Consider the following 13,960-nt stretch of genomic DNA (forward strand, 5'->3'; position numbering starts at 1 on the left):
TGATTATTGGTGTTCACGATGTATTGGAGGCTTCATGCACAGTGCTCGTGATGTTGGCACTATAGCTAACGCCTTCGGGCGCTTTGATCAGTCAAAAGTATGATTTTGCTATCATCCCCCTGTAAACGCCGTTTGCCGCCGGGTTTCGTCGCACAGAATCACTATAGACAACAAAATTAGATGCAACCACTTTGGTTTTGGTGGTTTTTTTCGCTTTAAACTTGGGAGCAAGCACTGCCGCCGGGGTGAGCCTTCCGGGAACCGCTACGAGCACATCCATGTGCGCTTGTTTCGGGCCATCCATGGCCCTCTACATTCCCGGAAGGCTCACCCCGACGTCAGCGCCCATAGTTCCGATGTAATCTGCGACTCAGATGTCACCAGATTCACGACAAAAGGAAGCTTCGGCACCAGTGCCTCGAAAAGCCTTCTCGTATTGTCAGGGGCAAGGGGCGGTCGTCTTTCTGAAACTGTCGGCAGCATGGATGCTGCCGTCAAGCCTACAGGGACGTATTCACGGCGTGTTTCAGAAAGACGACCGCCCCTTGCCCAACAACCGAAGCAAAAGAGCTATCCAGGATTCTTGCTTAAAGCATCTCAATCGCCATGGCCGTAGCCTCGCCGCCACCGATGCAAAGAGCTGCAATGCCCTTCTTTTTGCCGTAACGCTGAAGAGCGTACATGAGGGTGACAAGCAGGCGAGAGCCGGTGGAGCCGACGGGGTGACCCTGCGCGCAGGCGCCGCCGTGGATGTTGACTTTCTCGGGGTCCAGGCCTAGTTCGCGGATGGGCATCATGGCGACCATGGCGAAGGCTTCGTTGATTTCGAAGAGGTCGACGTCGTCTTTACTCCAGCCGGTTTTGCCAAACAGGGTTTCAATGGCGCCAACCGGGGCGCAGGTGAACTCGGACGGATGCTGGGACTGGGTGCTGTGGCCGACGATGCGGGCCAGCGGCTTGAGGCCGCGTTTTTCAGCCTCGGACTCGCGCATCAGCAGCAACGCAGAAGCGCCGTCTGAGATCGAAGAGGCGTTTGCCGCTGTGACGGTGCCATCTTTAGCGAAGGCCGGGCGGAGGCTCGGGATCTTGTCGATGTTGGCGTTGTGGGGCTGCTCGTCGTCCTCAACGACCACCTCGCCTTTTCGGCTTTTCACGGTTACCGGAATGATCTCGTCTTTCAGCAGGCCTTCCTCAATGGCTTTTTTGGCCCGAGTGAGGGAGGTGATGGCGTATTCATCCATTTCTTCCCGGGTGTAGCCTTTCTTGTCCGCCATTTCCTGGGCAAAGGCACCCATCAGGCGACCGGTTTCGGCGTCTTCGAGGCCGTCCAGGAACATATGATCCTGGGGTGCCTGGCCCGGTCCCATGCGGTAGCCGCTGCGGACGCCCTGCAGAATATAGGGGGCGTTGGACATGCTCTCCATACCACCAGCTACCATGATGTCATTGCTGCCGGCTTTGATCAGATCATGGGCGAACATGGCGGCTTTCATGCCGGAGCCGCAGAGCTTATTGATGGTGGTAGCTCCAGTGTGATCCGGCAGGCCGGCCTTGCGCATAGCCTGGCGGGCCGGGCCCTGTTTTAGGCCGGCAGGCAGGACGTTGCCCATGATGACTTCCTGCACATCCGCAGGCTTCAGACCGGCGCGTTTTACGGCCTCGGCGATGGTGATCGCTCCAAGATCGGTTGCGCTGACACTGGCCAGGCTACCCTGGAATCCACCCATGGGGGTACGAACCCCGCTTACGATAACGACGTTGTCTGTGCTCATTTCTGAATCTCTCTGTTGGTTGTCTGGTAGTTTTTTTTATGGCTTATGCGGTGCTTCGAGGTATTCCCGGGACTGCATTTCCAGCAGTCGGGATTCGGTGCGCTCGAATTCGAAGCCGAGGCGGCCGCCGGTGTAAAGCTCTGTGATAGGTGCCGCCGCCGAGATGATGACTTTAACGTTGCGGTCGTAAAATTCGTCAATCATGTTAATGAACCGGCGCGCCTGATCGTCTTTTTCTTTGCCCAGGACGGGCACGTTGCTGACGATGATGGCGTGGAACTGCCTGGCCATCTCGATGTAATCGTTCTGGCTTCGTGGGCCGTCGCAGACGTCTTTGAAATCGAACCAGACCACGTCGTCTGCGTGCGCCTGGGCCGGAATTTTACGGCCGTTGATTTCCATGGATTTGCTGTGTTTGCCGGCCTCAACCGCCAAAGCATCGAAACTTTTGCGCAGGCTGACGTCCGCATCTTCATCAAGAGGCGAGTGGAACAGTTCCGCCTGCTCGAGCGTCCGCAACCGGTAGTCTACGCCGCCATCAACGTTAACCACATCGGTGTGCTTTTTGACGAGCTTAATAGCGGGCAGAAACCGGGCGCGCTGGAGACCATCTTTGTAAAGACCATCCGGCACAATGTTGGAGGTACACACCAGGGTGACGCCGCGGCTGAATAAACCATCCATGAGAGTGGCGAGGATCATAGCGTCGCCAATGTCGGACACAAAAAACTCGTCGAAACAGATAACCCGGGTTTCATCGGCAAACTTCTTGGACACCAGCTCCAAAGGGTTTTTCTCGCCCTTGAGCGATTTGAGTTCGCTGTGGACACGCTGCATGAAACGGTGGAAGTGAACCCGCATCTTGCGATCAAAAGGCAGCGACTCGTAGAAGGTGTCCATCAGGTAGGTTTTGCCGCGACCTACCCCGCCCCAGAAATACAGGCCCTTGACCGGCTCTTCCTTGCCTTTTTTGAGCTTGCGGAAAAGTTTGGCCTTGGGCTTGCTGCGATCCCTTTCGGCTTCAACCAGTTTGTCGTAAAGTGACTGAAGGCGCTTGACCGCATCTTCCTGGGCAGAGTCCTTCTGGAAATCCGGGCGTTCAAGATCCTTCTGGTAACGTTGCCAAGGGGTCATGGTCGCACTGGTTTCGGAGGACATCGCAGCTGTCATCAAGGTATTCCCGGAAGTTGATCGTAAATTTGGGCGCCATATTGTCTCGCATTTGGCGATTTTTCGCCACGTTGGCCGCCTGGGCAGCAATACGACGATTGGCGCAGGCCACAATCATGGGATGATGGAGCCTGGGGCGTTATACTCGTCGGACAGGGGCTTGGCTCACTTCTAGGTAAAAGGACGACACAGCATATGACAAACCTGATTCTGGCAGCGATTGCCGCATTGGTTGTTGGCATTGTCATCGGGGTATTTGTTGGCCGTTCCGGGCAGGGAACGTCGCTTCGGCAGCGCCGGGCGGAACAGCAGATTGAGGAACTGAGAAGCGAATATACCCGCTACCAGGCCCAGGTGAACGAGCATTTCATGGAGTCGGCCCATTTGCTGCGCCGCTTCAACGATGCCTACCGCGATGTGAACCAGCATATGGCTCGCGGCGCCAACCGTCTTTGCAATGACGAAGACTGGATGGAGGAGTTGGCGCAGGAGACTTCCAAGAAACGCCTTGAGGAGGTTCGCGAGGACGCTTCCGAGCCACCACGGGATTATGCGCCGAAGACGGATCCGAAGGATTCCGGCACGCTTGCTGAGGACTTTGGGCTCAAGAAGGGTGATAAGGCTCAGCAGGCCTGAGTTCTTTTTTTGCTCTAGCGGAAACTTGGGAGTTTAGTCTCGATAAGACTTCTAAGTTCGGGGAGGGACCGGGGTAGTCACCCCTTTCCGAGAACCGCTACGAGCACATCCATGTGCGCTTGACGTCGGCCATCCTTGGCCGCCGACATTCTCGGAAAGGGGTGACTACCCCGCTCCGTCGACTCTGTGCAATTCGCACTAAGCCTTCATCTAACCATCTATTCCTGATTAGACAGGGTTGTCGCAATCAATAAACTTGTGACTCACCCCAAATTCCTCGGCTAACGCTTTCCCGAGCGCTTGCACACCATAACGCTCAGTCGCGTGATGACCAGCCGCATAGTAGTGGATACCACACTCCCTTGCCGTGTGCGTCGTCGGCTCGGAGATTTCACCGCTGATATAGGCATCGAGCCCCGCATCCAGAGCAATGTTAATAAACCCCTGTGCAGCACCGGTACACCACCCTACCCGCTTGATCGCAGTCGGACCTTCGCCCACCCAGAGCGGTTCACGGTGAAGCTGTCTGGCAATGTGAAGACCGAACTTCTCGGGAGACATTGCTTCTTCCAGCTCGCCTTCCCACACCAAACCACCTAACGGGCGCGGGTTCTTGATGTTGAGAATGTTCGCAAGCTGACGATTGTTGCCGTATTCGGGATGGTCATCCAGCGGGAGGTGGTAGGCGACAAGATTGATATCGTTGTCCAGGAGTTGCTTCAAACGTTCTCGTTTCATCCCCTGAATGCGCTGATCCTCGCCTTTCCAGAAGTAACCGTGGTGGACCAGGATCATATCGGCGTTTGCTTCGATCGCAGCTTCGATCAGAGCCTTTGAGGCCGTTACGCCAGAGATGACGGTTTTAATTTCAGGCGTGCCTTCAACTTGCAGGCCATTGGGACAGTAATCCTGGAAATTATCGGGTTGGAGCCATTCGTTGATTTTCTCAAGGATGTCGCTTCGATTTGCCATAAAAACTCCACTCCGGACTATTTCAGAGAAGCTCGAGGAGTGAGGCAGACGCCCCTTCCCGGGAATGTCGGCGGCCAAGGATGGCCGACGCCAAGCGCACATGGGTGAGGCCGAGCGCTTATGAAGCGAAGCTTCATGCGACAGCCGAACGACAGCAATCTATGATTGCTGGCTGGACCCGTGTGCGGGTGCTCGTAGCGGTTCCCGGGAAGGGGCGTCTGCCTCACTCTACCCGCCAACTTAGCAGGCTAGAGGGACCGGAGCCCCTCAATCAAAGCATCATTCTGCTCAACAGTGCCAATAGTGATTCGCAGAAATTCGCTAATTCGGGGCTTATTGAAGTGCCGGACGATAATACCCTGCTCCCTCAGGCCTTTGGCCAAAACCTCGCCCGGCTGATCTTTATGACGGGCAAAGATGAAGTTTGCCTTGGAGGGTAACACCTCGAATCCAAGATCTTCGAGGGCGGTAATTACACGCTCGCGCTCGGAGATCACGCCCTCGCAGCACTTCCGGAACCAGGCTTCATCCTCGTAGGCCGCCTTCGCGCCGGCCAGGGCCAGGCGGTCCAGCGGGTAGCTGTTGAAGCTGTTCTTCACCCGGTTCAGGGCCTCGATCAGGTCTGGGTGGCCGACGGCGAAACCTACCCGCAAACCGGCCAGTGACCGCGCCTTGGAGAGCGTCTGGGAGACCAGCAGGTTCGGGTACTTGTCGACCAGGGTAATCGCCGACTCGCCACCGAAATCGATGTAGGCTTCATCCACAACAACGACACGATCCGGGTTGGCAGCCAGGATTTCTTCAACATATTGCAGCTCAAGATACCGACCGGTTGGCGCGTTCGGGTTCGGGAAGATGACGCCGCCGTTGGGTTGTTTGAAGTCCTCCGGGTTGATTTCAAAGCTTTCTGTCAGCGGTACTTTTTTGCTCTCGATGTTATAGAGGCCACAGTAAACCGGATAGAAGCTGTAGGTGATGTCCGGGAACAGGATCGGTTCGCCGTGCTGGAACAAACCGAAGAAGATGTGGGCCAAGACTTCATCGGAGCCGTTGCCGAGGAAGATCTGTTCCGGCTTTATCTTGTGGTAAGCCGCAATGGTCTCGCGCAGGCTTTCGCCTTCCGGATCGGGATAGAGGCGCAAGCCGTCGTTCAGTTCGGCCTGGATGGCTTCGATGACTTTTGGTGAGGGGCCGAAGGGGTTTTCGTTGGTGTTCAGCTTCACCAGGTTGGCCATTTTTGGCTGTTCGCCTGGTACGTACGGAACCAGGTCGTTTACCAGGGGGCTCCAGAATTTGCTCATCGATTATGCACTCCATTTGGTGCAGACGGGCGACAGGCAGGTCACTCTCCGAGAACCGCTACGAGCACATCCATGTGCGCTTGGCGTCGGCCATCCATGGCCGCCGACATTCTCGGAGAGTGACCTCCCCGCCGCCCTGCATACATAGGGGGTGAAGTCTTTTAATCTTTAATACGATATTCCGCCGACCGGGCGTGTGCCGTTAAGCCCTCGCCACGGGCCAGAACCGAGGCCACACGTCCCATGCGGTCAGCACCGGCAGCGCTGAAGCCGATGATGGAAGACCGTTTCTGAAAGTCGTAGACGCCCAGCGGTGAAGAGAACCGTGCGGTGCCGCTGGTGGGCAGCACGTGGTTCGGACCGGCGCAGTAGTCACCCAGGGCTTCGGCGGTGTAGCGGCCCATGAAGATCGCGCCGGCGTGGCGAATGTCATTGAGCATGGCCTCGGGGTCTTCAACCGACAGCTCCAGGTGTTCCGGGGCGATGCGGTTGGAGACTTCGGCGGCTTGTTTCAGGTCGGCAACGTGGATCAACCCGGCGCGGTCAGTCATGGAGGTGCGGATGATGTCGGCACGTTCCATGGTTGGAAGCAGTTTGTTGATACTGGCTTCGACAGCGTCAAGGAATTCAGCATCCGGGCTGATCAGGATGGACTGGGCCTGTTCGTCGTGTTCTGCCTGGGAGAAGAGGTCCATGGCGATCCAGTCGGGATCGGTCTTTCCGTCGCTGATCACGAGAATTTCCGACGGGCCGGCAATCATGTCGATGCCGACGACGCCAAACACTTCACGCTTGGCGGTGGCAACAAAGATATTACCGGGGCCGACAATTTTATCGACTGCCGGAATGGTTTCTGTACCGTAGGCCAGCGCGCCAACAGCCTGGGCGCCCCCAACGGTGAACACGCGGTCAACGCCGGCAATCGCTGCCGAGGCCAACACCATGTCATTCACCACACCATCCGGCGTTGGAACGACCATCACCACTTCGCTGACACCGGCAACTTTCGCGGGAATAGCGTTCATGAGCACGGATGACGGGTAAGCAGCCTTGCCGCCAGGCACGTACAAGCCCGCGCGGTCCAGAGGCGTTACCTTCTGGCCAAGCACGGTTCCGTCTTCGTCCTCATACTGCCAGGACTTCTGGTTCTGGCGTTCGTGGTAGTCGCGAATTCGCTCAGCCGCTTTTTCAAGGGCAACCCGCTGATCCTGGGGAATCGCGTCCAGAGCCTGCTGCAAACGGCTTTGGTCCATTTCCAATTCGGCGACGGACCCAACCTTCAGGCGATCGAATTTCTCGGTAAATTCCAGAACTGCCTGGTCACCCCGGGTTTTCACCTCATGCAGGATGTGGCGCACCGACTCGTTCACCTGATGATCAACGCTGTCGTCCCAGGCCAAAAGTTTGGCCAACGCATCATTAAAGTCACTTTGGGAAGCGTTTAATCGGGTGATCTTGGCGGTCATAACTCAAATCCTATATGGGATTAACGACTAACTGACTCTGGCCGGCCCTGACATTAGGTCCGGCGTTTATCCACAGCTGCGGACATCTTTTCGATTATGGGGTTAATACGCTCGTGTTTCATCTTCATGGAGGCACGATTGACCACCAGCCGGCTGCTGATGTGCTCAATCAGTTCCCGGGCCTCGAGGCCGTTCGCCTTCAGCGTGTTGCCGGTGTCGACAATGTCGACGATCTCGTCGGCCAGCCCGAGAATCGGAGCCAGCTCCATGGCACCGTATAACTTGATGATGTCTGCCTGACGGCCCTGGGCCGAGTAATATCGGCGGGCCAGGTTTACAAATTTTGTTGCCACCTTGATACGACCGGATGGCGGAGTCTGATCTTTTGGGCCGGCGGTCATAAGGCGACACCGGGAAATGTTCAGATCCAGTGGCTCATACAGCCCTTCCCCACCATGCTCCATCAGCACGTCCTTGCCGGTCACACCAAGGTCCGCCCCGCCGTACTGAACATAAGTCGGCACGTCTGTGGCCCGGATAATCAGAACCCGAACATTGGGGTCCGTTGTCGGGAACACCAGTTTGCGCGACTTTTTGACGTCGTCGATCAGTTCGATTCCTGCTTCCGCCAGCAGCGGCAGGGTTTCTTCCAGGATTCGTCCCTTCGACAAGGCGATGGTTATGGAATCTGTCATGGATTCTTCCGGTTTCCCGTAGTGTCTGGATAGATGTCTTTCACGCTGGCAGGCGGCGGATGGTGGCACCCAGCAACTGCAGTTTCTCTTCGATACACTCGTACCCGCGGTCTATGTGATAGATGCGATCTACGATGGTATCGCCGTCGGCCATGAGGCCGGCGATGACAAGGCTTGCCGAGGCCCTGAGGTCCGTGGCCATAACCGGCGCGCCGGTGAGGTGGTCCACACCCTTGATGATCGCGGCATTGCCCTCAAGCGTGATATCCGCACCCATGCGGATCAGTTCCTGAAGGTGCATAAACCGGTTCTCGAATACGGTTTCCACAATGGTACCGGTGCCTTCGGCCACGGCGTTCATTGCAGCGAACTGCGCCTGCATGTCGGTCGGGAAGGCCGGATATGGCGCTGTACGCAGGCTAACCGCCTTCGGGCGATTACCCTTCATGTCCAGTTCAATCCAGTCCGGGCCGGTGTTGATGTGGGCGCCGGCCTCTTCAAGCTTGAGCACAACAGCTTCCAGCAGGTCTTCCCGGGTATCCTTCAGTTTTACCCTACCGCCGGTTGCAGCCGCAGCGACGAGATAGGTACCGGTTTCAACACGGTCTGGCAGCACGTTGTAATGGCAACCGTGCAGGCGCTCAACACCGTTGATTTCGATGGTGGCGGTACCGTGACCTTTGATGTCTGCGCCCATGGCGATCAGACACTCGGCGAGGTCAACAACCTCCGGCTCGCGGGCCGCGTTTTCCAGGATGGTTTTTCCGTCGGCCAGGGCCGCGGCCATCATCAGGTTTTCGGTGCCGGTTACGGTGACGATATCCAGGAAGATGTGCGCGCCTTTCAGACGACCGTTGGTCTTGGCCTTGATGTAGCCATTCTCGACCTTGATGTCCGCGCCCATCATTTCCAGGCCATGGATGTGCAGGTTCACCGGGCGACTGCCGATCGCACAACCGCCGGGCAGGGATACTTCTGCTTCGCCGAAGTGAGCCACCAGCGGACCCAGCACCAGAATGGAGGCCCGCATGGTTTTCACCAGCTCGTAAGGGGCATGGAAGTGTTTGATGGTGTTGGCATGGATTTCCACGCTCATTTTCTCATCAATGATCACTTCAACACCCATGCGACCCAGCAGCTCGATCATGGTGGTTACGTCGTGCAGGTGCGGTAGATTGCCTACGGTTACCGGCTCATCCGCCAGCAGAGTGGCTGCCAGGATCGGCAGTGCGGCGTTCTTGGCACCGGAAATCCGGATTTCACCATCCAGAGGCTTGCGGCCTCTGATCAGAAGTTTATCCACAATAAATATCCTGTTTTGTCCGGGCCGTTCAGCCCTGGCGCTCAGCCCATTCGGCCGGAGTAAATGCTTTTGGATGAAGGGCGTGAATCGAGCCATCCATGATCTGCTGGAACAGCGCCTTGTTGATCAACTGCTGGCGCTTGATAGTCGGCAGGCCTTCGAATACGTCACCCACCACGACGACCAGGTAATGGGTACCATCAACCTGAACCTGAACTTCACAGCCGGGCAACGCTTCTTTGACCAGCTCGGTGACTTGGGCGGCATCCATAGACAATCCTCGGGTGTTTTGAAATCAGGGGCGAGATTGTAACCAATTCCGGCGCTCGGGTCAGCTTTAGCATCCGGTCAAGAAAGGGAGCGAGGCCGGAATAATCAGTGGGCGGGATGGACGGCTTCCGGACCAAACCCCTCAAGCTGATCATCAAGATTGCTCAGGGCTGCCAGCGAGGCCAGACGGCGGCTGACGCCACGAAACGAAAGGGCAACGCCTGCCTGATGCGCCAGGCGCTGCCAGCAGAGCAGCATGGAGAGAACAGCACTGTGGGCCGTCACCAGTCCATCGAGGTCGACGACCAGATCGACAGAAGCCAAACGGATCAGCTTCTCACCCTGCTTTCTCAAGCCGACCACGGTGTCTGTGTTCACTTCACCGGTCACGACAAGCACGCCGTCCAGGAGCTGAACCACAGGCGAGCCGCTGGTCATGATTGGTTGACTTCCTGATCGAGGTTCAGACTTTCAACAGCGTCGCTCCACCCATCAATCACCGCCTGGATCTGGCCACGGTTTTCTTCCATTTCCTGGCCGAATCGATCCCGGAAAGCCAGGCCTATGTTGACGCCCTCAACAATGACGTTTTCCATCAACCACTTGCCTTCCGCCGTCTTGTACATCGAATAGGTCACCGGGTAGCGATTACCGGAGGCACTGATCACTTCCATCTGCACAGAGGCTCGATCGTCACTCTGGGGGTTGATGGTCGCCTCCTTGACCTGGATCTCGAAATTCTCGGCATTAACCAGCGCCTGGGCGTAGCTGTCAAACAGACTGCGCTTGAACTTGGCCACGAACTCGTCTCGTTGCTCAGGCGTCGTTTGGCGTGCGTAACGGCCCATCACCCTGGCAGCGATGCGGCGGAAGTCGACAAAATCGGTCAGAGCCTCATCCATGCTTTTATAAAAAGCCTCTGGATCCCGCTCGTAGAGTCCGCGCTCCTCGTTCAGCTTGTCCACGAGCCGCTGGGTGTTGGCATCCACATACTTGCGAAGCTCCTCCGCTTCACTCGCCTGGGTCGGCGCGACCAGAGCCAGGGCCATGAAGAGGCCGATCAGAATGTGGTGTCTCAGTGCAAACATCAGGATCTCCTGTTTGATCTTTCCGGCCCGAATCAACGGCCCGATGCAAAGTTGCTGATCAGCCGTTCCAGGTTCATGGCCGACTGTGTCGAATAGAAGGTATCGCCCTCTTTCAGCGAATCCATCTCGGCGCCAATCGATATATCAATGTACTGCTCGCCGAGCAGGCCGGATGTACGTATAACTGCGGAACTGTCCGACGGGATATTGTCCACATCCGAATGAATCGACATCTCGACCCGAGCCTGGAAGGTTTCCGTGTTCAGGCTGATGGATTCGATGGTGCCAACCGTTACCCCGGCCATCGAGACCCGACCGCGGGGCGTGAGCCCGCCCGTATCGTTGAAATTGGCGTAAATGGTATAGGTGCTCTCGGCCGACTTCGGCGACAGCCCGCTAACCTGCAGCGCCAGGAAAAGCAGGGCTGCGCAGCCTGCGATCATGAACAGGCCAACTACGATTTCAGTGGTTCTCTGTGCCATTTCAGGCTCCGGTAATATCTCGTTGATCGATGTTTCAGAAATCGCCAAACATGACAGCGGTCAGTACAAAATCCAGCCCCAGCACCGCCAGCGATGAGTACACCACCGTCTTGGTGGTCGCCGAACTGATACCTGCCGATGTCGGCACGCAGTCATAGCCCTGGTAAACCGCGATCCAGGCACAAACAAAACCAAAAACAACGCTTTTGATGACGCCGTTCAGGACGTCATCCACAAAATCCACAGACGACTGCATGTTGCCCCAGAAGGAGCCTTCGAACACACCCAGCCAGTCCACACCCACAAGCATACCGCCCCAGATGCCGACTACCGAGAAAATCACCGCCAGTACCGGCATGGCAATAAACCCGGCCCAGAGGCGAGGCGCAATGACACGCCGCAGCGGGTCTACACCCATCATTTCCATACTTGATAGCTGTTCGGTGGCTTTCATCAAGCCAATCTCTGCCGTCAGAGCTGAACCCGCGCGGCCGGCAAACAGCAATGCTGTCACCACCGGGCCAAGCTCACGCACCAGGGTCAGCGCAATCATCTGACCGATGGCCGCTTCCGAGCCATAGTCGCTCAGAATAGTGTATCCCTGAAGCCCCAGCACCATGCCGATAAACAGGCCCGACACCACAACAATGGCCAGAGAGAGCACCCCAACGGCATAAATCTGTTTCATCAGAAGCGGGAAGCCCGTTGCCGGGCGGGGAACACCGCCCAGAACGCCCGCCAGAAAACGACCGGAACGACCGAATGAAGAAACGATATCCAGCCCCAGGCGTCCGAATGCCGCTATTCTGTCAATCAAGAGGCACCTCCCGACAGGCCGAAGTCACTGGCGGCGCCTTCGGCCGGATAATGGAACGGCACCGGGCCATCCGGCTGCCCCTGCAAAAATTGCTGGACCTTCCCGGAAGGATGCGCCCGGAGCTCCTCCGGTGTGCCCTCACCGATTACCTTGCCATCAGAAATAATGCAGGCGTAATGGCAGATGCTCAGGGATTCGGGCACATCGTGGGAGACCAGAACGCTGGTCAGCCCCATGGAGCTGTTCAGATCGCGGATCAGCTTTACCAGAACGCCCATGGCAATCGGGTCCTGGCCGGCGAACGGCTCGTCGTACATGATCAGCTCGGGATCCAGGGCAATACTTCGGGCAAGAGCAACCCGGCGGGTCATACCTCCGGACAGTTCCGACGGCATCAGTTGGCGTGCGCCTCGCAATCCGACGGCTTCAAGCTTCATTAGCACGACATCACGAATCATGTCTTCCGGCAGCTTTGTGTGCACCCGCAACGGGAAGGCCACGTTCTCGAACACGCTCAGATCGGTGAACAGCGCCCCACTCTGGAACAGCATGCCCATCTTTTCCCGAAGGCTGTAGAGGGCTTTGCGCTTGAGCTTCGGCACTTCATGGCCGTCCACCACAACACTGCCCGAATCCGGCCTGAGCTGGCCGCCAATAAGGCGAAGCAGCGTGGTTTTCCCGGTTCCGCTGGGCCCCATGATGGCGGTGATTTTTCCGCGGGGGATGTCCAGGCTGACACCGTCGAAGATACGGCGCCCTGAGCGGGAGAACACGACGTCCTTGAGCGATATGTAAGCCGGTGAATTCATAGTCCTTACCTTTCAAAGAGGGGCTACATTATGCCAAGGAGCGCGCAAGCTCAATCCAAAGTGCCCAAAATGTACTGATAGCAATGATCAGTTTGACTGAACTTTCGGTAACCGGGCATCGTTGCCGGGTGAAAATGGTATACTCTGCCCAACATTTACAACGTCCCGACAGCCAGGCCCAAAGCCCGATGACCGAACAGACTCCCAGCGATTTCCGATCTTCTGCCATCCGCGCCATCCGCATTGAGCGCGACGCCATTGATGCCCTTGAAGGCCGAATCGACGACCAGTTCACGCGGGCCTGCGAAGTTATCATGAACTGCAAGGGCCGCGTGGTTGTGACCGGCATGGGAAAATCCGGCCACATTGGCAACAAAATTGCCGCCACCCTGGCCAGCACTGGAACGCCATCGTTTTTCGTGCACCCGGGCGAGGCAAGCCACGGTGACATGGGTATGATCACCTCCCAGGATGTGGTCATCGCCATTTCCAACAGCGGCAACACCAGCGAGGTGGTCACCATTCTGCCGTTGATCAAACGCATGGGCGCTCCGCTGATCAGCATGACCGGCAATGCCAGCTCCACACTGGCCCGGGAAGCCGTCGCCAATCTGGACGTCAGCGTTATGGTGGAAGCCTGCCCACTGGGTTTGGCGCCCACCTCCTCCACAACGGCCACCCTGGTGATGGGCGATGCCCTCGCCGTTGCACTCCTTGAGGCCCGGGGCTTCAGTGCCGAGGATTTCGCTATCTCTCACCCCGGCGGCAGCCTCGGGCGTCGGCTGCTGCTCAGGGTCTCCGACATCATGCACAGCGGTGATCAGATTCCAGTCGTCAACGAGGATACCCCCTTGAGCGGTGCTCTTCTTGAGATGTCCCGAAAGGGTCTCGGTATGACCACCGTCGTCAATGATAAAGGCACTCTTACCGGAATATTTACGGACGGTGACCTTCGACGGACTCTGGATCGATCGGTGGACATTCACAATACGCCCATCAACGAGGTCATGACCCGGCATGGTAAAACGATCCAGGCCGATCATCTGGCGGCGGAAGCGCTGAACATAATGGAGGAGATGAAGATCAACGCCCTCCCCGTTACCGACGACCAGGGTGGTCTGATTGGCGCCATCAATATGCACGACCTGCTGCGTGCCGGCGTTATCTAGGGGCTATGAG

The 13,960-nt window shown here is 57.1% G+C and carries 16 protein-coding genes; 2 read left to right on the plus strand and 14 right to left on the minus strand.

From position 1 onward, the window contains the following. Nucleotides 1–91: 91 nt before the first annotated feature. The 3 genes from BM035_RS07425 to zapE form a co-directional block, all read right to left on the minus strand. Nucleotides 92–304, minus strand: a complete 213-nt coding sequence (locus BM035_RS07425; RefSeq protein WP_008170200.1) for a hypothetical protein — start codon at nt 302–304, stop codon at nt 92–94. Nucleotides 305–587: 283 nt separating this feature from the next. Further along, complete coding sequence (locus tag BM035_RS07430; RefSeq protein WP_008170199.1) at nt 588–1,772, minus strand: thiolase family protein; 1,185 nt, start codon at nt 1,770–1,772, stop codon at nt 588–590. A 36-nt stretch (nt 1,773–1,808) separates the two neighbouring features. Next, nucleotides 1,809–2,906 (minus strand): cell division protein ZapE, encoded by a 1,098-nt coding sequence (gene zapE / locus BM035_RS07435; RefSeq protein ID WP_008170197.1) that lies wholly within the window; start codon nt 2,904–2,906, stop codon nt 1,809–1,811. Nucleotides 2,907–3,137: 231 nt separating this feature from the next. On the opposite strand from zapE, the gene BM035_RS07440 reads away from it, so the two are divergent. Further along, nucleotides 3,138–3,578 carry a YhcB family protein gene (locus tag BM035_RS07440; protein ID WP_008170195.1) on the plus strand — a complete coding sequence of 147 codons (441 nt, stop codon included), beginning with the start codon at nt 3,138–3,140 and terminating at the stop codon, nt 3,576–3,578. A 228-nt stretch (nt 3,579–3,806) separates the two neighbouring features. Here BM035_RS07440 and BM035_RS07445 read toward each other — a convergent pair whose 3' ends face one another. The 11 genes from BM035_RS07445 to BM035_RS07495 form a co-directional block, all read right to left on the minus strand. After that, nucleotides 3,807–4,550 carry a Nif3-like dinuclear metal center hexameric protein gene (locus BM035_RS07445; protein ID WP_053112668.1) on the minus strand — a complete coding sequence of 248 codons (744 nt, stop codon included), beginning with the start codon at nt 4,548–4,550 and terminating at the stop codon, nt 3,807–3,809. 248 nt (nt 4,551–4,798) lie between these two features. Continuing rightward, on the minus strand, nt 4,799–5,851 hold the full coding sequence (hisC, locus tag BM035_RS07450) for a histidinol-phosphate transaminase (protein WP_092030973.1): 1,053 nt from the start codon (nt 5,849–5,851) through the stop codon (nt 4,799–4,801). Nucleotides 5,852–6,012: 161 nt separating this feature from the next. After that, entirely contained in the window at nt 6,013–7,317 is a 1,305-nt protein-coding gene (gene hisD, locus BM035_RS07455) for a histidinol dehydrogenase (RefSeq protein WP_092030975.1), read from the minus strand. A gap of 53 nt (nt 7,318–7,370) precedes the next feature. Then, a complete protein-coding gene (hisG, locus tag BM035_RS07460) occupies nt 7,371–8,012 on the minus strand; it encodes an ATP phosphoribosyltransferase (RefSeq protein ID WP_014577730.1) in 642 nt (213 codons plus the stop codon). A gap of 40 nt (nt 8,013–8,052) precedes the next feature. Then, a complete protein-coding gene (gene murA, locus BM035_RS07465; protein ID WP_008170181.1) occupies nt 8,053–9,315 on the minus strand; it encodes a UDP-N-acetylglucosamine 1-carboxyvinyltransferase in 1,263 nt (420 codons plus the stop codon). Between the two features lie 28 nt (nt 9,316–9,343). Then, entirely contained in the window at nt 9,344–9,586 is a 243-nt protein-coding gene (locus BM035_RS07470) for a BolA family protein (RefSeq protein WP_008170179.1), read from the minus strand. A 104-nt stretch (nt 9,587–9,690) separates the two neighbouring features. Further along, nucleotides 9,691–10,023: an STAS domain-containing protein gene (locus BM035_RS07475; protein ID WP_008170178.1), complete on the minus strand. Its 333-nt coding sequence runs from the start codon at nt 10,021–10,023 to the stop codon at nt 9,691–9,693. Then, on the minus strand, nt 10,020–10,673 hold the full coding sequence (locus BM035_RS07480; RefSeq protein ID WP_008170176.1) for an MlaC/ttg2D family ABC transporter substrate-binding protein: 654 nt from the start codon (nt 10,671–10,673) through the stop codon (nt 10,020–10,022). Before BM035_RS07480 ends, BM035_RS07475 begins: the two co-directional genes overlap by 4 nt. Before the next feature lie 32 nt (nt 10,674–10,705). After that, the gene (gene mlaD, locus BM035_RS07485) at nt 10,706–11,155 is read right to left on the minus strand and encodes an outer membrane lipid asymmetry maintenance protein MlaD (protein WP_008170174.1); all 450 of its coding nucleotides are present in this window, start codon (nt 11,153–11,155) and stop codon (nt 10,706–10,708) included. Between the two features lie 34 nt (nt 11,156–11,189). Then, complete coding sequence (gene mlaE, locus BM035_RS07490) at nt 11,190–11,972, minus strand: lipid asymmetry maintenance ABC transporter permease subunit MlaE (RefSeq protein ID WP_008170172.1); 783 nt, start codon at nt 11,970–11,972, stop codon at nt 11,190–11,192. Beyond that, nucleotides 11,969–12,781, minus strand: coding sequence for an ATP-binding cassette domain-containing protein (locus BM035_RS07495; protein WP_008170170.1), 813 nt, complete (start codon nt 12,779–12,781; stop codon nt 11,969–11,971). Before BM035_RS07495 ends, mlaE begins: the two co-directional genes overlap by 4 nt. Nucleotides 12,782–12,969: 188 nt before the next feature. On the opposite strand from BM035_RS07495, the gene BM035_RS07500 reads away from it, so the two are divergent. Next, nucleotides 12,970–13,950: a KpsF/GutQ family sugar-phosphate isomerase gene (locus BM035_RS07500; protein ID WP_008170168.1), complete on the plus strand. Its 981-nt coding sequence runs from the start codon at nt 12,970–12,972 to the stop codon at nt 13,948–13,950. Nucleotides 13,951–13,960: the final 10 nt, after the last annotated feature.

The organism is Marinobacter sp. DSM 26671, from assembly GCF_900112835.1.
Taxonomy (GTDB): domain Bacteria; phylum Pseudomonadota; class Gammaproteobacteria; order Pseudomonadales; family Oleiphilaceae; genus Marinobacter; species Marinobacter flavimaris.

Excerpts from the sequence above, each read along its gene's own strand:
- BM035_RS07495 (WP_008170170.1), bottom strand. The coding sequence starts at position 12,781 with ATGAATTCACCGGCTTACATATCGCTCAAGGACGTCGTGTTCTCCCGC.
- BM035_RS07480 (WP_008170176.1), bottom strand. The coding sequence starts at position 10,673 with ATGTTTGCACTGAGACACCACATTCTGATCGGCCTCTTCATGGCCCTG.
- hisC (WP_092030973.1), bottom strand. The coding sequence starts at position 5,851 with ATGAGCAAATTCTGGAGCCCCCTGGTAAACGACCTGGTTCCGTACGTA.
- zapE (WP_008170197.1), bottom strand. The coding sequence starts at position 2,906 with ATGACCCCTTGGCAACGTTACCAGAAGGATCTTGAACGCCCGGATTTC.
- BM035_RS07500 (WP_008170168.1), top strand. The coding sequence starts at position 12,970 with ATGACCGAACAGACTCCCAGCGATTTCCGATCTTCTGCCATCCGCGCC.
- BM035_RS07425 (WP_008170200.1), bottom strand. The coding sequence starts at position 304 with ATGGATGGCCCGAAACAAGCGCACATGGATGTGCTCGTAGCGGTTCCC.
- BM035_RS07440 (WP_008170195.1), top strand. The coding sequence starts at position 3,138 with ATGACAAACCTGATTCTGGCAGCGATTGCCGCATTGGTTGTTGGCATT.
- hisD (WP_092030975.1), bottom strand. The coding sequence starts at position 7,317 with ATGACCGCCAAGATCACCCGATTAAACGCTTCCCAAAGTGACTTTAAT.
- hisG (WP_014577730.1), bottom strand. The coding sequence starts at position 8,012 with ATGACAGATTCCATAACCATCGCCTTGTCGAAGGGACGAATCCTGGAA.
- BM035_RS07470 (WP_008170179.1), bottom strand. The coding sequence starts at position 9,586 with ATGGATGCCGCCCAAGTCACCGAGCTGGTCAAAGAAGCGTTGCCCGGC.
- BM035_RS07430 (WP_008170199.1), bottom strand. The coding sequence starts at position 1,772 with ATGAGCACAGACAACGTCGTTATCGTAAGCGGGGTTCGTACCCCCATG.
- BM035_RS07445 (WP_053112668.1), bottom strand. The coding sequence starts at position 4,550 with ATGGCAAATCGAAGCGACATCCTTGAGAAAATCAACGAATGGCTCCAA.
- mlaD (WP_008170174.1), bottom strand. The coding sequence starts at position 11,155 with ATGGCACAGAGAACCACTGAAATCGTAGTTGGCCTGTTCATGATCGCA.
- BM035_RS07475 (WP_008170178.1), bottom strand. The coding sequence starts at position 10,023 with ATGACCAGCGGCTCGCCTGTGGTTCAGCTCCTGGACGGCGTGCTTGTC.